This is a genomic window from Proteus myxofaciens ATCC 19692, assembly GCF_001654855.1.
In the GTDB taxonomy this organism is placed as follows: domain Bacteria; phylum Pseudomonadota; class Gammaproteobacteria; order Enterobacterales; family Enterobacteriaceae; genus Proteus; species Proteus myxofaciens.
The window spans coordinates 1-20,447 of sequence record NZ_LXEN01000143.1 but is presented as its reverse complement, the minus strand read 5'-3'; the positions used below and the strand labels follow the sequence as shown (position 1 = coordinate 20,447).

Annotated in this window: 14 protein-coding genes; 5 read left to right on the top strand and 9 right to left on the bottom strand. The window is 37.4% G+C overall.

Translation table 11 applies throughout. The annotated features are described in order from the left end of the window. Window positions 1-204: 204 nt before the first annotated feature. The 5 genes from pqiC to rlmKL form a co-directional block, all read right to left on the bottom strand. Window positions 205-780 carry a membrane integrity-associated transporter subunit PqiC gene (gene pqiC / locus M983_RS14335; RefSeq protein WP_066752364.1) on the bottom strand — a complete coding sequence of 192 codons (576 nt, stop codon included), beginning with the start codon at window positions 778-780 and terminating at the stop codon, window positions 205-207. Further along, the gene (gene pqiB / locus M983_RS14330; RefSeq protein WP_066752360.1) at window positions 777-2,429 is read right to left on the bottom strand and encodes an intermembrane transport protein PqiB; all 1,653 of its coding nucleotides are present in this window, start codon (window positions 2,427-2,429) and stop codon (window positions 777-779) included. The genes pqiC and pqiB overlap by 4 nt, the downstream gene beginning before the upstream one ends. Further along, window positions 2,422-3,711, bottom strand: a complete 1,290-nt coding sequence (gene pqiA / locus M983_RS14325) for a membrane integrity-associated transporter subunit PqiA (protein WP_066752357.1) — start codon at window positions 3,709-3,711, stop codon at window positions 2,422-2,424. The genes pqiB and pqiA overlap by 8 nt, the downstream gene beginning before the upstream one ends. Window positions 3,712-3,802: 91 nt before the next feature. Next, window positions 3,803-5,734 (bottom strand): ABC transporter ATP-binding protein, encoded by a 1,932-nt coding sequence (locus tag M983_RS14320; protein WP_066752354.1) that lies wholly within the window; start codon window positions 5,732-5,734, stop codon window positions 3,803-3,805. 6 nt (window positions 5,735-5,740) lie between these two features. Continuing rightward, window positions 5,741-7,855: a bifunctional 23S rRNA (guanine(2069)-N(7))-methyltransferase RlmK/23S rRNA (guanine(2445)-N(2))-methyltransferase RlmL gene (rlmKL, locus tag M983_RS14315; protein WP_066752350.1), complete on the bottom strand. Its 2,115-nt coding sequence runs from the start codon at window positions 7,853-7,855 to the stop codon at window positions 5,741-5,743. Between the two features lie 108 nt (window positions 7,856-7,963). Here rlmKL and M983_RS14310 point away from each other — a divergent pair, with 108 nt between their 5' ends. Next, on the top strand, window positions 7,964-9,088 hold the full coding sequence (locus M983_RS14310) for a YcbX family protein (protein WP_066752347.1): 1,125 nt from the start codon (window positions 7,964-7,966) through the stop codon (window positions 9,086-9,088). Between the two features lie 202 nt (window positions 9,089-9,290). On the opposite strand, the gene M983_RS14305 is transcribed toward M983_RS14310, so the two are convergent. The 3 genes from M983_RS14305 to pepN form a co-directional block, all read right to left on the bottom strand. Then, window positions 9,291-9,836 carry a cell division protein ZapC gene (locus M983_RS14305; RefSeq protein ID WP_066752344.1) on the bottom strand — a complete coding sequence of 182 codons (546 nt, stop codon included), beginning with the start codon at window positions 9,834-9,836 and terminating at the stop codon, window positions 9,291-9,293. Between the two features lie 218 nt (window positions 9,837-10,054). Further along, window positions 10,055-11,065 carry a quinone-dependent dihydroorotate dehydrogenase gene (gene pyrD / locus M983_RS14300; protein ID WP_066752339.1) on the bottom strand — a complete coding sequence of 337 codons (1,011 nt, stop codon included), beginning with the start codon at window positions 11,063-11,065 and terminating at the stop codon, window positions 10,055-10,057. 178 nt (window positions 11,066-11,243) lie between these two features. Beyond that, complete coding sequence (pepN, locus tag M983_RS14295; protein ID WP_066752336.1) at window positions 11,244-13,859, bottom strand: aminopeptidase N; 2,616 nt, start codon at window positions 13,857-13,859, stop codon at window positions 11,244-11,246. Window positions 13,860-14,198: 339 nt separating this feature from the next. On the opposite strand from pepN, the gene pncB reads away from it, so the two are divergent. The 4 genes from pncB (at window position 14,199) to M983_RS14275 (ending at window position 20,077) form a co-directional block, all read left to right on the top strand. Further along, entirely contained in the window at window positions 14,199-15,413 is a 1,215-nt protein-coding gene (gene pncB, locus M983_RS14290; RefSeq protein ID WP_066752334.1) for a nicotinate phosphoribosyltransferase, read from the top strand. A gap of 259 nt (window positions 15,414-15,672) precedes the next feature. Continuing rightward, on the top strand, window positions 15,673-17,073 hold the full coding sequence (gene asnS / locus M983_RS14285; protein ID WP_066752331.1) for an asparagine--tRNA ligase: 1,401 nt from the start codon (window positions 15,673-15,675) through the stop codon (window positions 17,071-17,073). A gap of 336 nt (window positions 17,074-17,409) precedes the next feature. After that, window positions 17,410-18,564, top strand: coding sequence for a porin (locus M983_RS14280; protein ID WP_066752367.1), 1,155 nt, complete (start codon window positions 17,410-17,412; stop codon window positions 18,562-18,564). 322 nt (window positions 18,565-18,886) lie between these two features. Beyond that, the gene (locus tag M983_RS14275) at window positions 18,887-20,077 is read left to right on the top strand and encodes an amino acid aminotransferase (RefSeq protein ID WP_066752328.1); all 1,191 of its coding nucleotides are present in this window, start codon (window positions 18,887-18,889) and stop codon (window positions 20,075-20,077) included. Window positions 20,078-20,180: 103 nt separating this feature from the next. Here the strand turns inward: M983_RS14275 and M983_RS17585 are convergent. Next, window positions 20,181-20,447, bottom strand: a 267-nt coding sequence (locus M983_RS17585) for a hypothetical protein (protein ID WP_167348688.1), incomplete at its 5' end; no start/stop codon positions are given.

Genomic DNA, 20,447 nt, shown 5'->3' with positions numbered 1-20,447 from the left:
GATAACGTCTTTATTTATCCTGATTAAAAAATCATATTCATTAAAATACGTTAAAAGAAAGGTTTTTCTTTTAGCTACCATCTCATTATTAGCTTCTATATTACCTTTAATTGACTTTATATTTTTTGGGCTATAAATAAAAAAGCCAACACTGACTTTGTTATACAAAATCAGTGTTGGATGAATTAAAACAACAAGAGAATATTAATATTGTGCTTGTATTGTATTAGCAATCTGAGAAACAACCTGTTTCCAACCTTCTCCTAATGTACGCACTAATGCAGGATAGCCATCTTGCGTTTGTTTTAGCATTACAGAGAAAGGTTGGCTGATTATTTTGCCATCCTCTGTATAAATCCAATCACCGCTAATAATAACTTGTCCATCATACCGACCTTGGAATGAATTAACATTGACGGTTAATTTTGCCAAGTGATCTTCAATTGGTTGAATTGAAACAACACGATTAGGAAAAGCTTTTGATAAACCAGAAACTAGATTTTGCTGTAATTGCTGATCGAGTGGATTTATCCATAAGTGTTGGTTAGCCACGGTATAGTTAATATCACTTGTTTGATACACAATTCCTGAACTGACTAACATATCTGATAAGCGTACAGGTTGTAGCCATATCTGAGGTTTTTTCTCAGATTGGATAGTTGTAGAAATGTTAGCCGTATCATTTTGATAAACATCAGGTAATTGATAGTACGCTTTATCAGGCACACTTGAGCACGCCGTTAACATCAATATCATCATGCTTATGATATATTTTATCATTTCTCAGCCCTCTTCGGTTCTGGATCTTTTCCTTGTTGTGCCTCAAAAATTAATGCATTGCTCTTATTATTCAAGGTTTTCAATAGAGGTTGCATCTCTCTTAGTACTTGATCTAGGCGTTGCATGTTATCAAGCATTTTACCGTAAGCTGGAGAGCCCGTTTGGAAACCTTGCATGCTACGATTAATTTCTTTTAATGACTGCTGAATGTCATTAGGTAGATTTTTAAATTTATCATTACCAATCATTGTATTTAATGATTTTAAAGTGTCTTTCGCTTCAGCAATAGTTTTTTGACTTTCTGATAATGTTGCTGTCATTTCTTTCAGCATAGGCTCAACAGGGAGATTATTTAGCTTATCTAAAGAAGTTATCACTTTTTGCTGAATTTGTGATAAACCAGAAGTTACAGTTGGAATTTGCTGGAATCCTGCAACCTTTTTAGGGCCTTTCCATTCACCAACGTCCTGATAGAAATCAAGGTCGATATACAGTGCGCCTGTCAGTAAATTGCCTGATTTTAATGAAGCCCTTAAGCCGTCTTTAGTGGCAGAAGTAATTTCTTTAATATAATCAAAACTTTTACCAACATCATCAGCAAAACGTTCAGGTTCTACATGAATAAGAACAGGTATACGGAAATCTTTATCTAACGATTGTTGCATGCCTTGGGTGTAATAAGGTACTTGAACAACAGTCCCCAGCCTTATACCACGAAACTCAACTGGTGCGCCGGGTTGCAACCCACGAACAGAGTCAGAGAAGAACATAATATAGCTACGATAATCGGTATATAACGAATTTTGAATGCTCTTTTCGTTATCATAGAGTTTAAACTCTGTTTTAGGCTCTACACGTTCACCTGGCAGCCAGCCTTGTGGCACATCAAAGCTTACACCACCACTAAAGAGAGTTGATAGTGATGCCATTTCAACACGTACACCAGATGATGACATATCAAATGCAATACCTGAATCTTTCCAAAAACGTACATTCGAGGTTAACATTTTGTCATAAGGTGCTTTGATGAAAAGCTGATAATGCATATCACGACTATTAATATTGAATTCACTCGTTTCAACAGAGCCCACTTGATAACCTCTAAATAAAACAGGATCACCTGCATTTAGTTGTCCGGCTCTTTCGCTAACTAAGTCAATACGAATACCTTTAGCATCAGGAGAAGCTAGTGGTGGTGAATCTAATAGATTAAATTCATCTTTCTCTTTGCCTGTTAATCCAGGCTGTAGTTCAATATATGCACCTGAAAGTAATGTGCCTAATCCAGTTACACCATCTTTGCCTATTTGTGGTTTAACTACCCAAAAAGCGGTATCAGAGCGTAACAACTCTTTCATGTCAGTATCAAGACGTGCTTTGATAATGACTCGGCTAAAATTGCTATCTAATGTCACGGTTTCAACAAGACCGATATCAACACTACGACTTTTAATCTTTGTTTTACCTGCTTCAATGCCATCTGCATTGTAGGTAATTAATGTAACTTCTGGGCCTTGGTGGCTGAAATGATAATAAAGTATCCATGCCCCAATCAGTAGGGTTACAACGGGTATAATCCAAACTGGAGACCAGCTTTTCAGCTTATTTATTTTTGCTTCAGCTAAAGCATTTTCATTCTGTTCAGTCACCCTTAGGCTCCTTAATCATTGGTTTACCATCATCGGCAGTACATTTATCCCATGTTAACCGAGGGTCAAACATCATTGCAGAGAACATAGTTAACACTACAACCAATGCAAATAGCACTACCCCATAATCAGGGTAAATACTCATCAGACGTCCCATTCTGACTAATGAAGCTAAAACAGCGATAACGAAGACATCGATCATTGACCAACGTCCTACAAATTCGACTATTTCATAGATAAAGTGCATCCTAGCAGGATCTCGTCTTCCTTTTGGTTTATGCGCATCCCAACACAACCACCCTATTGCAATCATTTTAAGGCTTGGCACCATAATACTGGCAATAAAAATAACCATAGCAACAGGATAAGAACCATCTTCCCATAACAAAATAACCCCCGCCATAATGGTCGAATAATAATCATTCCCTAATGATTGAGTGATCATTATTGGCAGTAAGTTTGCTGGAATATAAAGAATGAGTGAGGTGATAAGTAAAGCGATTGTCCATTGCAAGCTTTTTGTTTTTCTAGCATAGCCTTTTACTTCACAACGACTACATTCATGTTGGGTTACAGGCAATATTGCTGTACATGAACGACAAAGCCTAACACCTTGTTTTAAGCCTGATTTACCTGATTCTATTTTAGGATATTGAGGGCGTGCCTCCAATTTTTCCCATAAGGTATGGCGATCTAAGCATTGAAAGGCTCTTACTTGTAATAAGCAGTAAAGGACATAAGGCAGAAAGCTCAACCCTAAACCAATATCACCATACGCCATTAATTTAACAAAGCTGACAAGAATACCGGCTAAAAAAATCTCAGCCATACACCACGATTTTAGTTGAAAAAGAATACGTGATAGCCAAATTTGTAATTTTCTAGGTAATCGGATAGGTGTGCAGAGTAAGATAATCGCAATCATGCAAAATGTAGGCACAATTTGCACAAAAAGTAAGAAGAATGCGCCTAGTTCAGTGTAATTTTCACTAAACATTACCGTAGGAATTTGTATTAAGGTAATCGTATTCGAAATACCAGCAACTTCCATGCTGACAAATTCAAAAAGACATGCCATCAATAACATAAAAAGCGAGCTAATAGCTAAAGCAACAGGCTGGTAAAACGGTTGTCTCCAGCGCGAGATTAATACAGTATGGCAACGAGGACACGTTGCTTTTGTTCCTTGTACTAATTCAGGAACACTGACAACCAGATCGCACTGAGGACATAGTATTTGCTCATGTATATGTTCATGTCGATGTTGTCTATCAGTGCACACGGCAATACCTCTTATCTTTTAATAAACAATAGTCACTAATTAATAGAAATGCCATAAATATAACGGGGCAATTTGCCCCGCTTTCAGTCGGTTATTCACCGTTTTGCATCATTTCTAACTCTTGCCACCTATCAAAAGCAGTTTCGAGTTCTTTCTCTTTATCAGAGAGAGATTTTAGTATCTTTTCAGTCTCTTCGTGAGGTTTTGAAAAAAAGTCGGCAGCACCAACCTTTTCCTGCAAGACAGTAAGCTCATTTTCTAAATTTTCAAGCTTAGCAGGAAGTTGTTCAAGCTCTCGAGTCAAATGATAACTTAACTTATTACCACTGCGAGTGACCTTTTTGGCTGTTTCTTTAGGTTTAGCTTCTTTTTCAGTTTTTTCTGGTGTATTTCGGGATTTATTAGATTCACTACGTAAAGATACATGTTGCGCTCTTTGTTGTTGCGCATCATAGTACCCCCCCACATAACTGTTGATTTTGCCATCGCCTTCAAAGATCCAGCATTCTGTCATGCTGTTATCAACGAACTCCCTATCATGGCTAACAAGCAGTACTGTTCCTTGATAAGCATCCACCAGCTCTTCTAATAATTCTAATGTTTCAACATCAAGATCATTTGTTGGCTCATCAAGAATAAGCAAATTACTAGGTTTTAAAAATAAACGGGCTAATAATAAGCGATTTCTTTCACCACCAGACAACGCACGCACTGGGGTCATTGCTCGTTTTGGTGGAAATAAGAAGTCTTGTAAATAGCCTAATACATGTCGAGGCTTACCATTTACCATAACTTCTTGCTTACCTTCAGCAAGGTTATCCATTACCGTTTTATCAGGATCAAGTGCAACGCGATGTTGGTCAAAATAAGCAACTTCAAGTTTTGTGCCACAATGAACGCGCCCACTATCTGCTTTTAAATCACCTAACATTAATTTAAGCAGTGTAGTTTTACCACAACCATTAGGACCAACTAAGGCGATTTTATCTCCGCGCTGTACTTTAGCGGAGAAATCACGGACTAACATACGTGAGCCAATGCTATAATTTACATTCTCAAGCTCAAAAACAATTTTACCTGAGCGTGTTGCTTCTTCTACTTGCATACGCGCGCTGCCTAACACTTCGCGACGTTCACTACGCTCAACTCGTAGCTCTTTTAATGCTCTTACACGTCCTTCATTACGAGTACGACGTGCTTTGATACCTTGACGTATCCATGCTTCTTCTTGGGCTAATTTACGGTCAAATTCTGCATTTTGCTGTTCTTCTACGCGTAATGCTTCTTCTTTGCTTTCAAGATAATTATCATAATTACCAGGCCATGAAGATAACTTACCACGATCAAGGTCGATAATACGTGTTGCCATATTTCGAATAAATGAACGGTCATGGGAGATAAAGACAATGCTCCCTTGGAAATCTTTTAAAAATTTCTCTAACCATAGAATAGTTTCAATATCTAAGTGGTTTGTCGGTTCATCTAGAAAGAGTACTTTAGGTGCACTTACTAATGCACGGCCTAATGCTGCTTTTCTTAACCAACCACCAGATAAAGAAGAAAGTTCTGCTTCACCATTTAAACCTAATTTCTCAAGGACTTCAGCAATGCGACTATCAAGTAACCAAAGGTTACGATTATCTAAAACTTCTTGTAATTCAGCCATGCGATTAAGATTTCTATCGCTAGGGTCCGTTTCTATCAGTTTTGAGATATGGTGATATTCTGTTAAATACTGAGCATCTTCTTCTACACCTTGAGCAACAAAATCAAAAATAGAGCCTTCTATATCTCTTGGGGGATCTTGTTGTAAGCGTGCTGTGACTAAATCTTGCTCATAAACCACTTGACCATCATCAAGAGGCTGTTCTTTTGATAACACTCTTAATAATGTAGATTTACCTGCACCATTGCGTCCAACTAAACAAACACGTTCATTCTCATTAATAAAAAGATCAGTGTTATCTAATAAAGGCGCATCACTAAATGCTAAGTAAGCCCCAGTTAAACTAATTAATGGCATTGTAAATTATTCCTCACCAACATGATTTAATAGCCAGCAATTATGGATTTGACGATTACGTGCAAAATCTTGCGATACTGTTTTTTGAGTAATCTCTGTTGCTGATAACCCCATTTTTGCCAACTCATCATGATCCATTTTGAATCCGCGTTTGTTATTAGAGAACATAATCGTGCCCCCTTTTCTTAACAAGCGTCTCAGATGTTTCATCAATTCAATGTGATCACGTTGTACATCAAACGTGTTATCCATACGTTTTGAATTAGAAAACGTTGGTGGATCAATAAAAATCACATCAAATTGTTCATTACTTTGTGCAAGCCACTGTAAACAGTCAGCTTGCATTAAACGGTGTTGTCTACCTGATAGGCCATTAGCTTGAAAGTTTTTCTCAGCCCATTCAAGGTATGTTCTTGACATATCAACCGTTGTTGTACTTTTTGCCCCACCTAATCCTGCATGAACAGAGGCCGTACCTGTATAAGCAAAAAGATTTAAGAAATCTTTTCCTTTGCTCATTTCACCGAGCATTTTTCGTGCAATACGGTGATCTAAGAATAAACCTGTATCAAGATAATCCGTTAAGTTAACCCAGAATTTAGCCCCAAACTCGTCAACTAAGAAAAAATCACCCTTTTCTGCCATTTTTTCGTATTGCTGTTTCCCTTTTTGGCGTTGACGGGTTTTTAAAATGAGTTGATCAGAACGTAGAGCTAATACTTCCATTGTAGCACTGATGACATCAAACAAACGCTGACGTGCTTTGTGCTCATTAACTGTTTTAGGTGGCGCATACTCTTGAATAACAACTTTTTCACCATATCGGTCAACAGCAACATTATACTCAGGTAAATCAGCGTCATATAATCTATAACATTCAATCTGCTGTTGTTTTGCCCATTTTGCGAATTTTTTCTCATTTTTACGTAAACGGTTTGCAAAATCTTCAGCCAATCCCATGTTGATGGTTGATGGAGTTTCAGAAAGTAGATAGTTCTTCTGAACACAATCAAGAGGTCCGTTTTTCGCTTTAAATTCGCGCTCTGCGCGTAATTGAATACAACTTAATAACTCAGGAGATGCGCTAAAGAGTGATAATCTCCAACCTGGAAAATTCGCTTTTACAGCACGGCCTAATTGGCTATGTAAGGCTATCAGGGCAGGCTCACTTTCTAAACGCTCACCATATGGCGGATTGCTGATTATGGTTCCTTTCACTTGCGTTGAAGTAGGATTTGTCAGTTTTGCCGCATCACCATATTCAAAAGTGATTAAATCAGCGACATCGGCTCTGCGAGCATTGGCTCTTGCCATATCAAGCACGCGTTTATCAATATCAAATCCGTAAAAGAGAGATTTTGTATTTTTCTTGCCTTCACGAAAACGAGCAAAAGCTTCCTGCGTCACCTCTTTCCATAATACCTCATCATGGCCTAGCCAATGGCGAAAGCCCCAATGAACACGGTTTAATGCTGGAGCACAATCAGCCGCCATCATGGCAGCTTCAATCAATAACGTGCCTGAACCACACATAGGGTCAATGAGCGGTGTATCGTTTTTCCAACCAGAACGCATAATAATAGCCGCAGCTAAATTTTCTTTTAAAGGAGCTTGTCCAGTTAAATCACGATAACCACGTTGATGTAAACCATCGCCACTTAAATCAAGAGATAAAGACGCTTTTTCTTTATGTAGGTGGATTGTTAATCTAATATCAGGTGATTGTTTTGCTACATCTGGACGTTGGCCTATTTTTCGCTGGAAAGCATCCACAATGGCATCTTTAGCTTTTAGCGCACCATATTGGCTATTACGAATAACATCATTAGTGCCATTAAAATGAATAGCAAAAGTTTCTTTAACAGTAAATATGTCTGTCCAGTCAATCGCTTGCACGCCAAGATATAAGTCTAAATCACTATAAACATTGAATTCGTTTAGCGGAAGCATGATACGCGATGCTAAGCGACTCCAAAGTAAAGACTGATACATGGTTTTGTCATCAGCACGGAAATAAACACCGCCTTGTGTTATCTGACAAGATTGAGCACCAAGGTTTTCAAGTTCAGATTTTAATAGTTCTTCCAGACCTCGGCCTGTGCTGGCAAACAGAAAACGCATAATATTGTTACCACCTAAAATAAAAATTGTTGGGCATTATAGCTAATTGTATTACGTTGTCATAAAGTTACTGGCTATAAAAAATAATAAAGCTTTTTGGGAGCAATGATGATTAACGTTTCACGTCTTTATATACATCCTGTTAAATCAATGAAAGGGATTCGTCTTTCCCATGCTTTCGCTCGTGAAAGTGGGTTCACTTTCGACCGAGATTTTATGATTACGACCCCTGAAGGGACTTTTCTCACAGCACGAAAATACCCTTTTATGTTGCGTTTTATACCTTCTGTCATGGCGAATGGCGTTTATATCCAAGCACCTGATGGTGAAGGGATTGCGATTACTTATCAGGATTTTCAATCGTCATTGCAACCTACTGAAGTTTGGGGCAACCATTTTACCGCTTATGTGGCACCCGATGAAATAAACCAGTGGTTTAGCCGTTATTTCGATAGAGATGTTCAACTTCGCTGGACGGGTGAAAAATCAACGCGTCGAGTGAAGAAAAGCCCAGATACCGCTGTTTCTTTCGCAGATGGCTATCCTTACTTACTTATCAATGAGGCTTCATTTCAGTATCTGCAACAACGTTGCCCTGCATCGATTAATATCGAGCAATTTCGAGGTAATATCCTTATCACCGGGGCCAAGCCATTTGAAGAAGATACATGGCAAACCCTTCGTGTTGGCTCTGTTGTTATGGATCTGATGAAACCGTGTAGTCGATGTATTATGACGACAATTAGTATCGATAAAGGAATGAAGCATCCTAACACAGAACCCTTAGCAACACTGCAAACTTTCCGTTCTGATGAGAAAGGTGATGTGGACTTTGGTCAAAATGTCATCATTCGTAAAAGTGGAATTATTCGTGTTGGTGATGAAATTGAAGTTTTAGCTTATAGACAAGCAAAAACATATCTGACTTTAGCGCCGATTAAAGCACAAGAAGAAATAAAAACTGAAATAGGTGAAACACAAACTATCAATATTGAGTTTAATGGAGTCTCTTTTGAAGGAAATAATCAGGAAGTTTTATTAGAACAGCTTGAAAATAACGGTCATTCTATTCCTTATAGTTGTCGTGCTGGGCTTTGTGGTTCTTGTGCAATTCAATTAGATGAAGGTGAAGTAAATCCATTAAAGGCAGGAGCAATTAAACGTGCAGGGAAAATTCTTGCCTGTAGTTGTGTCCCTAAAGGTAATGTGAAACTTTCATTTAATAAAATGTAATCTTTCTTTTTATCACAAATATTATCAATATTAAGAGGGCTGTTTATCAGCCTTCTTTTTTATTTCTTAAAATAGGGTTAATAAGAATATTCTCATCATATAAGATAAAGAAAATTGCAGTTGTTTTTGAGTTTAACGATGTGATGATATTGATTTACTTTCTAGAAAGGTAAAAAAGAGTAAATCCATTTTACTCTTTTTATTAAATAACTTTTCCGTACAACAATGATTTTGCTTCTTTGTGATATTCGCTTATTCTGTCATTCATTATTTTTATAGGATCACAAAAATTTAGTGTTCTATCAAATAACGTTAACTGTGGCTGAGCTAATAAACATAAACAGGCTTGAGGCCCTATTTCTGCAACTAAAAATAACGCTTTCTCATCACAACCTTTTAACGTTACTTCGACTATTTGAGATAAATAAGGCGTTATCGGTTTATATTTAACTTCAAAATACCAGCTTTTAGGCATCAATGGCTTTAAAAAACGATGTGCGATTAATGCATTCAAAGCTAATTCAGCACGGGATTCTGATGGCATCTCAATTTGGCGAATTTGTTCATCATATTCATAATACAGTGCAGCATCATCAACCGTAAAAGATGCGCAATGACGAGCAGTTTCATTAAACATTTTATTTGGGAAACGAGAACGAAAAATCATTCCGTTTGCCAAATCTAACATTAATTTTTGCTGCTCTTCATCAAAAAACCACCGCCAGCGATCGTCGGGTTTTATTATCACTAATTAGTCCCCCTTAGATTCATTATCTATTTTATCGCTTAAAAAATAATAAAATTTAAATAACATAAATAAAATATTTAGCGCCATATAACTAAATCAAGATCAATTTTACTATTAATTAAGCACAATCATTACAATTTAATAAAAAATAACCAACTAGAGGCAATATAAACGAGTTAGAAGCAGAAGAAAAGCCCCTAACCCGTTATTCAATATATTTAGATATGATTAATTATAGATTTGATAAGAGAAGGGCCTTGATAAATGAATCCAGAATATATTTGAATAAGTGTTGCACCTGCATCCATTTTTTCTCTAGCGGCTGTTAATGAATCAATACCACCAACACCAATGATAGGAAGTGCACCTTTTATTTCTTCATTTAATTGGCGAATTATTTGTGTGCTTTTAGATTGAACAGGACGACCACTTAATCCACCTGCTTCATTACAATAATTTAATCCTCTTACCAATGTTTTATCTAAAGTAGTATTTGTTGCAATTACACCATCAATATTGTGGCGTACTAAGCTATCTGCAACTTGAATTAATTCTTCATGAGTTAAATCTGGTGCAATTTTAACAGCAACAGGCACATATTTTTGATATTTACCTTGTAGTTCAAGTTGCTTATTTTTAATAGCCGATAGCAAATCATCTAATGCTTCGCCGTATTGTAATGTACGTAAACCCGGCGTATTGGGTGATGAGATATTAATCGCAATATAACCTGCATATGGATAAACTTTTTCCATACAAATTAAATAATCATCTTTTCCTTGTTCAACGGGGGTATCTTTATTTTTGCCTATATTAATTCCTAATACGCCACCATATTGAGATTGTTTTACATTTTCAATTAAGTTATCTACACCTAAATTATTAAAGCCCATTCGATTAATTAAGCCTTCAGCTTCAACTAAGCGAAATAAACGGGGTTTATCATTACCATTTTGCGCTCTTGGCGTTACCGTTCCAACTTCAATAAATCCAAATCCCATCGCACCCAATGCATCAATGCATTCGCCGTTTTTATCAAGACCGGCGGCAAGACCTAGTGGATTTTTAAATGAAAGTCCCATACAAGAAACAGGTTTTGAAGGAAGATGTTGTTGAATAAGAAATTGAAATGGGGAATGAGATAAGCGTTTTAATTGGCGGAAAGTAAATTCATGAGCACGTTCAGGATCTAGCCGAAACAATGCCTTCCTCACTAAGGAATAATACATACGATCTCCATTGAGAATATCGGGTATTAGAAATGATTCGTTTGCGATAATTTTAGCGTCGTGCATGTTATAGAGAAAAGCACAAAAAGTAAATGTCTTTAGTCTAATTATTCGCCATAAAAAATCCCCAGAAGATTTCTGAGGATTCCATTATCTAATTATTTCGCACTTACTCTATTTAATCAGCCAATGCTTTGGTTATTTTTTCATATAAATCACCTGATAAGTTATCAAGCTCTTTTAGTTTTAATAACTCTGTACGCATTTTGTCTTGGCGCGCTTTATCATAACGTTTTAAACGAATAAACGGCTCAATCAAACGTGATGCAACTTGAGGATTACGTGTATTTAAGTCAGTCAGAATTTCTGTTAGTAATAAATATCCTGAGCCATCTTCAGCATGGAAAGCTTTAGGATTGTTATTTACAAAAGCACCAATTAATGCACGTGTACGGTTTGGGTTCGCCAGCGTAAATGAACGATGTGATAACAAGCTACGAACTTTTTGCAGTACATCTGTTGCTGGGCTCATTGCTTGTAAGTTAAACCATTTATCCATAACAAGGCCATCTTGATGCCATTTATCATCAAACTCTTGCAGGAGTACATCTTTACAAGGTAATTGAGCCATGACCGCAGCATTAAGAGCAGCAAGTGCATCCGTCATATTATCGCTATTATGATATTGCGCTTCTACAAGTTGGTTAGCATTTTGTTCATTTTCAAATGCTAAATAACCCAAGCAAACATTACGTAAATCACGTTTTGCAATATCGTCATGATTTACACGATACGCGCCAATATGCATTGAGTGATATACCGCTGAGAATTCATCTGCCATTTCGGTTGCAAGTGTTTTACGAATAAAACGCAATGCTTTATGAATAGCTTCAGGGTCGATAATATCAAACGCTTCACTCGCTTCAACATCAGTTGGTAATGTCAGAATTAGTGCAGCTAATGCAGGATCAATTTCTTTATCTAATAGCACAGCACGGAACGCATCAACAACCATTTCAGGAAGAGTCAGCTCTTCTCCTTTTTGCACTCGATTAACGTTTTCTTTTATATAGCGGCCTAATAAAGATTGCGCAGCATCCCAACGAGAAAATGCATTACTGGCATTTTTCATAAGGAATGACAATTGCTCATCAGTAAATGGATAATCTAATTTTACAGGCGCTGAGAATTCACGTAATAAAGAAGGAATTGGCTGTTCAGGCACATCATCAAAGATAAATTTCTGCTCTTTTTCTTGAAGATTTAAAACATTAGAAACAGGTTTACCCTTTGAACGCAAAGGAATGATTTTGCCTTTTGTATCATATAACTCAATATCAAGGGGAATATGAAGCGCTTGTTTTTCAGTTTGATCTGCCGTTGCTGGCGTAAATTGGCTAACCGTTAATGTATATTGTTTTTTATCTGCATCATAGCTGTCTCGCACTGTAAGTTGTGGAGTACCTGATTGGCTATACCAACGACGGAATAAGGTGAGATCAACACCCGATGCATCTTCCATTGCTTGCACAAAATCATCACAGGTTGCAGCACTTCCATCATGGCGCTCAACATATAATTGAATACCTTTTTGGAATTTTTCTTCTCCTAATAACGTATGGATCATACGAATGACTTCTGCCCCTTTTTCATAAACGGTTAAGGTATAGAAATTATTCATTTCAATCACGCTATCAGGACGGATTGGATGCGCCATTGGGCTTGCGTCTTCAGCAAATTGTGCTGTACGCATTACACGAACATTATTAATACGATTAACAGAGCGTGAGCCTAAATCTGAGCTAAATTCTTGATCACGAAATACTGTTAAACCTTCTTTTAAGCTTAATTGGAACCAATCACGACAAGTAATGCGGTTACCCGTCCAGTTATGGAAGTATTCATGGCCAATGACAGCTTCAATGCCTAAATAGTCTTTATCGGTTGCCGTTTCATTTTTCGCTAAAACATATTTGGAATTAAAGACATTTAGGCCTTTATTTTCCATTGCACCCATATTGAAGAAATCAACTGCAACAATCATGTAGATATCTAGGTCGTATTCTAAATTGAAACGAGACTCATCCCATGCCATTGCATTTTTTAGTGAGGTCATCGCCCATTGCGCACGGTCTAAATTACCTTTATCAACAAAAAGTTCTAATGCAACAGAACGTTTTGATTTAGTCACAAAAGTATCACGCAATACATCAAAATCACCGGCAACTAACGCAAAAAGGTAACTCGGTTTTGGATGTGGATCTTCCCATGTTACCCAATGACGACCATCTTCAGTTTCACCTTGAGCAACACGGTTACCATTAGAAAGTAAATAAGGATATAGTGTTTTATCCGCTGTGATTGTTGTTGTGTAACGCGCTAACACATCGGGTCTATCTAAATAATAGGTTATATGACGAAAACCTTCAGCTTCACACTGGGTACATAACGCATCGCCAGAAAGATAGAGACCTTCTAAAGCAGTATTAGCCGATGGATTAATTTCATTAACTATTTTTAATGTAAATTGTTCTGGTAATTGTTCAATGATGAGTTTGTTGTTTTCTTCTTTATAGTGTGTCCAAGCAACATCATTAATTGAGATTGATTTTAATATTAAATCTTCACCATCTAACACTAAAGGTGTTGCTGATGATACTAAGCGCTTACATTGGCTGATTGCCGTAACTTGTGTTTTTTCTTTATCTAAAACAAAATCAAGATGTAAATCGGTGATTGTGTAATCAGGGGCTTGGTAATCTTTACGATATTTAGCAATTCTTTGTTGTGTCATAGAAAAAACCTTTTAGTTAACATGACTATCTAACGATTATATAACCAGAGCTTACTCGTCCAACATCAGTTTAGCCAGTCGAAAATTCAATATAGAACATTAAAAGTCAACAGGTTGTTATTGTTTTATTAATTAATGTAACCAATTTATTTGATAAATGATGATAACATACTCCCAAATTACGTTTAACGTGGTAAACTCAACTCAGTTTATGGCTTGTTTTTATGTTTCAGAGAAATATTATCGATTAGTGACGCTTTATTGTCATATTCGGGTATACTCTTCTACTTTAACGATTTAGCTGACATAAAAACGCTCCGTGAGGATGCTTGACGCGCTATGATTTTAGACGCTACACCGATTATTACATCACTGTTAGATACTGATGCATACAAACTCCATATGCAGCAGGCTGTTTACCATCATTACAGTGATATCCCTGTCGTTGCTGAGTTCCGCTGTCGGAGTGATGAACGTCTAGGTGAATATGCAAAAACCTTGCGCCATCAAGTTGATATGATGGCAGATTTGTCATTAACTAATGAAGAATTTGACTATCTTCAGGGTCTCCCCTTCTTCAAAAATGACTATCTGCAATGGTTTAGACAGTTTCGCTTTAAACCTGAGCAAGTTGAAATCTCAACAACATCGGAAAACCAACTCGCTATTAGAATAACTGGCCCTTGGTGTGAAGTTATTCTTTGGGAAGTTCCTTTGTTAGCTCTAGTCAGTGAAATTGTCCACCGTGATCGCTCACCTCAAATCACGCCTGATGATGCGGTTAATCAATTACGTAAATTGATTAATACGTTTTATCAAGATGCGAGAAGACAACAGATTGATCTTGCTGATTTCAAATTAATGGATTTTGGAACTCGTCGCCGTTTTTCTTACGATGTGCAACATGCCATTGTTGACGAATTGAAAAAACATTTTCCATACCTTATTGGTACCAGTAATTATCATTTTGCAGAACGTATGCAACTGGCGCCAGTTGGTACACAAGCTCATGAATGGTTTCAAGCTCATCAACAAATCAGTCCTGAGCTTGCAAATAGTCAACGCGAAGCCTTGCAATCTTGGTTAGATGAATACCCAGAGCAATTGGGCATTGCCTTAACAGACTGTATCACCATGGATGCATTTTTACGTGACTTTGATAAACCCTTTGCAAGTCGTTATCAAGGTTTACGTCACGATTCTGGTGATCCTATCGAATGGGGTGAAAAGGCGATTGCGCATTACCAGAAATTAGGTATTGATCCTATGAGTAAAGTACTCGTATTTTCTGATAGCCTAGATTTTGAAAAAGCGCTTGTACTTTATAAACATTTTCATAAACGTATTCGTTTAATTTTTGGAATTGGTACACGGCTGACTTGCAATATCCCTGGTATCACTCCGTTAAATATCGTCATCAAGCTGGTGGAGTGTAACGGTAAACCCGTTGCTAAACTTTCAGACAGTCCAGGCAAAACTATTTGCGAAGACGATGATTTTGTCGATCAACTGCGTAAAGCTTTTGATGTCCCCTTGGTAAAGCAAGCCTGCTAAATTAGCAAAGCTTACTGATATCATTCAAAGAAAGGGCAATATGCCCTTTCTTTTTTATTTATCGACCATAACTAGCGTTTTTTTGGTTATTTTTATCAATTTATTTTAGACAAAAGCTTTTCACTTCTTTATTCACTCTTTAAACTAAAACTTCCTACTTGTTTCCTGCGCTATTGCAAGTAACATAGAAACGCTGTTCATTTAGGGCAGTTGGAATTAACTAAACAATTATTTTAATTAAACGAAGAGAGATTTATTTATGATCGTTGCGCCTGTAGTCGATGTACTGCAAGGCCGTATCGCGGTTGGCGAAGACGTCACCGTTCGCGGTTGGGTACGTACAAGAAGAGATTCAAAAGCTGGTATCTCATTTCTCGCCGTCTATGACGGTTCCTGCTTTAATCCAATACAGGCCATCATTAATAATAATTTACCGAATTATCAAGATGAAGTGCTGCACCTAACCACAGGTTGCTCTGTAGAAGTCACCGGTAAAATTGTTGAATCTCCGGGCCAAGGACAGAACTTTGAAATTCATGCTACAAAAGTTGTTGTAGTGGGAATGGTCGATGATCCGGAAACTTATCCGATGGCCGCCAAACGTCATAGTATTGAATACCTGCGTGAAGTTGCTCACCTTCGCCCACGTACTAACTTAATTGGTGCTGTCGCACGTGTTCGCCATACATTGGCGCAAGCGCTACACCGATTTTTTGATGAGCAAGGCTTTTTCTGGGTTTCTACTCCATTGATTACTGCGGCAGATACTGAAGGTGCTGGTGAAATGTTCCGTGTTTCCACCCTCGACATGAATAATCTGCCACGTACTGATAAAGGTGATGTTGATTTCAGTGAAGACTTTTTTGGTCGTGAAGCCTTTTTAACCGTATCAGGTCAGTTAAATGGTGAAACTTATGCATCAGCTTTAAGTAAAGTGTATACGTTTGGTCCAACATTCCGCGCTGAAAACTCAAATACAAGTCGTCATTTAGCTGAATTTTGGATGGTTGAGCCTGAAGTTGCTTTTGCTGACCTTGATGATGTCGCAGCACTTGCTGAGAAAATGCTTAAGTATACCTTTGCAGCTGTATTAGCTGAGCGCAGAGATGATATGGAATTCTTTGCTCAACGCGTTGATAAAGAAGCGATATCTCGTTTAGAAAATTTTATCTCTTCTGATTTTGCTCAAATTGACTATACCGATGCTGTTACTGTATTAGAAAACTGTGGACAGAAATTTGAAAACCCCGTTTATTGGGGCGTTGATCTTTCTTCAGAGCATGAACGTTATCTTGCTGAGAAACATTTTAAAGCACCTGTTGTCGTTAAAAACTATCCTAAAGATATCAAAGCATTTTATATGCGCATGAATGAAGATGGCAAAACAGTTGCTGCAATGGATGTTTTAGCGCCGGGTATTGGTGAAATCATCGGTGGTTCTCAACGTGAAGAACGTTTAGATATGTTTGATAAACGTTTAGAAGAGATGGGCATGAATAAAGAAGACTACTGGTGGTATCGTGACTTACGTCGTTATGGCACAGTACCTCATTCAGGCTTCGGGTTAGGATTTGAGCGCTTAGTTGCTTATGTGACTGGCGTCACAAATGTGCGTGAGGTTATTCCTTTCCCTCGTACACCAAGAAATGCTGATTTCTAATTTTCTATGTCATAATTAGCCAAAAATAAAACTTATTTTGATGGATTTTTAAACAAGTTTTACTTAAGGTAAGAAGCCAACCCAAAGTTGGCTTTTTTTATACACGGCTATTATTTGCTTCAAAAGTTCCCCTAAATACATAAATTGAAATACATAGTTACAATTTGTTACACTTTTTTCGTTTTTGTAGCAAATTGGGGGTAGATAAAATTTTTCAGCAATGGAACACTGTCACCCGACACAGACGACACTTAACTCTCATAAATAGTTCCATAAAAATTAGAAACTATTTCTGGCAGTGGCAAAGGTGTCTGAATAACACCAATGAGGGTAATAATAATGAAGCGCAATATTCTTGCAGTGGTAATCCCAGCTTTAATGTTTGCTGGTGCAGCAAACGCAGCTGAAATGTACAACAAAGACGGCAATAAAGTAGATATCTACGGTAAAGTTGACGTTCGTCATTACTTCGCTGACAAAGATTCTGGTGAAGACGGTGATGCATCACGTGCTCGCATCGGTTTCAAAGGCGAAACCCAAATTAATAAAGATCTGACTGGTTTCGGTCGCTTCGAATACGAAGTTAAAACAAATACAACTGAAGGCGAAAACAAATCTAAAACTCGTTTAGCTTTCGCTGGTCTGAAATTTGCTGATTACGGTTCTTTAGATTACGGCCGTAACTACGGTGTTGTTTACGACACTAACGCATGGACAGACGTTCTGCCTTTATGGGGCGGTGACTCAATGTCACAAACTGACGTTTACATGACTGGTCGTACGACTGGCGTTCTGACTTACCGTAACACTGATATGTTCGGTTACGTTGATGGCCTGAACTTTGCTCTGCAATACCAAGGTAAAAACAACGAAAACACTAACAACAAACGCGGTACAAAACTTGTTGATAACAACGGTAATGTAGTTGGTTACGGTGTTGATCCAGAAGCAAATGGCGACGGTTACGGTTTCTCAACTGATTATGCATTAGGTTGGGGCGTAACACTGGGTGGTGGTTACTCTAACTCAGCTCGTACTTCAGGCCAACAAGACTATAGCACAGCTCATGGTAAACGTGCTGAAGCTTGGAACGTGGGTGCAAAATTTGATGCTAACAATGTTTACTTAGCAGCTATGTACGGTGAAACCCGTAACATGACTACTTTTGGTTCTAGCAAATACAACTTAATTGCTAACAAAACTCAAAACATTGAATTAGTAGCACAGTATGATTTCGCTGATTTAGGTATCAAACCATCTTTAGCTTACGTTCAATCTAAAGGTAAAGACCTGACTCGTGATACTACTTACAATGGCAACGATCAAGATTTAGTTAAATATGTTTCTGTAGGTTCTTTCTACAAATTTAACAAAAACATGACTGCGGTTGTTGATTACAAAATCAACCTGATCGATGACAACGATATGACTAAAGCTGCGGGTATCGCAACTGACAACGTTGTTGGTTTAGGTCTGACTTACCAATTCTAATTACCCTTTAGGTAATTATTGGTTAAAGTATACTAATTTTAAAAGCAACGCCTAGGCGTTGCTTTTTTGTTGTCTCTTTTTTAGATTATTCTTTCTATAAATAGTATTTCCATTCTAATAACTTCTTGTTTTTTAATTGCCTTTTTTAGGCATTAGTACAATTACACTATCTTTACGTAATTACACGCTTATTTGCTATTTATTCTCACTTAGTTCACAACTTCTTGTTAATTTCTCTACAAATGGTTGGCAAAAAGCGTTCATAGCGTTACTCTTGATACTCATATTTCAGCTACGTTTGAGCTTAGGGACTAATTACACTATGTTTGAGAAAATCACTGCCGCACCTGCTGATCCAATTCTAGGTTTAGCTGATAGTTTCCGTTCAGATCCTCGTGAAAACAAAATTAATTTAGGAATTGGTGTCTATAAAGATGAAACAGGCAAAACACCTGTTTTAACTACCGTAAAAAAAGCAGAAAAATATCTATTAGAAAACGAAACCACCAAAAACTATCTTCCTATTAGTGGTATTCCTGAATTTGGCAATGTAACCCAAGCACTACTGTTTGGTGAACAACACCCTATTATTACCCATAAACGCGCACGTACAGCACAAGCACCCGGTGGTACTGGTGCTTTACGTATTGCAGCTGATTTCCTTGCTAAGCAAACAACGGCAAAACGTGTATGGATAAGCAACCCTACTTGGCCAAACCACAATAATATTTTCCAAACAGCGGGCCTTGAGATCTGTAAATATGATTATTATGATGCAGAAAACCACGGTTTAGACTTTGAAGGCATGCTAAGTAGCTTAGCAAATGCAACAGCAGGTGATGTTGTACTATTCCACGGCTGTTGTCACAACCCTAGTGGTATCGATCCTACTGTAGAGCAATGGCGTAAACTTGCAGCACTGAGTGCTGAAAAAGGATGGTTACCGGTTTTTGACTTTGCTTATCAAGGTTTTGCAAATGGTCTTGAAGAAGATGCGCAAGGCTTACGCATATTCACAGAACATAATCTTGAACTTATCGTAGCAAGTTCATATTCTAAAAACTTTGGCCTATACAACGAACGTGTTGGTGCTTGTACTATTGTTGCTAAAGATAGCGAGACGGCAGAAAAAGCATTTAGCCAAGCTAAAGCAATCATTCGCGCTAACTACTCTAACCCACCAGCACATGGTGCTAGTGTTGTTACCACTATTCTTTCTAACCCCGAATTAAAAGAAGAGTGGATTGCAGAATTAACCACAATGCGTGAGCGCATTCAGCGTATGCGCCAATTACTTGTATCGACATTACAAGAAAAAGGTGCGAAACAAGATTTCAGCTTTATTATTAATCAAAATGGTATGTTCTCCTTTAGTGGCCTAAATAAAGAACAAGTTGAACGCCTACGTGCTGAATATGGTATTTATATCGTGGGGTCAGGCCGTATTAACGTTGCCGGCTTAACACTTGAAAATATGGTCCCACTTTGCGAAGCCATTGTTGCTGTGCTTTAAAATAAATAGCTAATTGAGCTTAGCTATTTATTAGTAAAATAGAAAATCCCGTATCAGATAATTTGATACGGGATTTTTTATTCAAAAATTAGATGATTATAATTTAAAATAAATCATGCGTTGTAGAATCTAAGTATGGGTTCCGATAATCATCATAAGTCGCATTTAAAGGCGTCGATTGATTATTATTTACCTCTATACAAAACATATCACCTTTTTTATAAGTTACCTTAGATTTTTCCTCTTTTATTTCGCCTAGATTTCCCCATTTTTCATCTTTCCTATGATTAAAGGTAAATTGATTATCAAATAATAATGCCTCACCGGCCTTATAATATTTACTATCAATGATTATTTTAGAAAAAGGTTT

Coding starts and splice junctions, on each gene's coding strand:
- pqiC (WP_066752364.1), bottom strand. CDS start 780: ATGATAAAATATATCATAAGCATGATGATATTGATGTTAACGGCGTGC.
- M983_RS14320 (WP_066752354.1), bottom strand. CDS start 5,734: ATGCCATTAATTAGTTTAACTGGGGCTTACTTAGCATTTAGTGATGCG.
- rlmKL (WP_066752350.1), bottom strand. CDS start 7,855: ATGCGTTTTCTGTTTGCCAGCACAGGCCGAGGTCTGGAAGAACTATTA.
- M983_RS14310 (WP_066752347.1), top strand. CDS start 7,964: ATGATTAACGTTTCACGTCTTTATATACATCCTGTTAAATCAATGAAA.
- pyrD (WP_066752339.1), bottom strand. CDS start 11,065: ATGTATTATTCCTTAGTGAGGAAGGCATTGTTTCGGCTAGATCCTGAA.
- pepN (WP_066752336.1), bottom strand. CDS start 13,859: ATGACACAACAAAGAATTGCTAAATATCGTAAAGATTACCAAGCCCCT.
- pncB (WP_066752334.1), top strand. CDS start 14,199: ATGATTTTAGACGCTACACCGATTATTACATCACTGTTAGATACTGAT.
- asnS (WP_066752331.1), top strand. CDS start 15,673: ATGATCGTTGCGCCTGTAGTCGATGTACTGCAAGGCCGTATCGCGGTT.
- M983_RS14275 (WP_066752328.1), top strand. CDS start 18,887: ATGTTTGAGAAAATCACTGCCGCACCTGCTGATCCAATTCTAGGTTTA.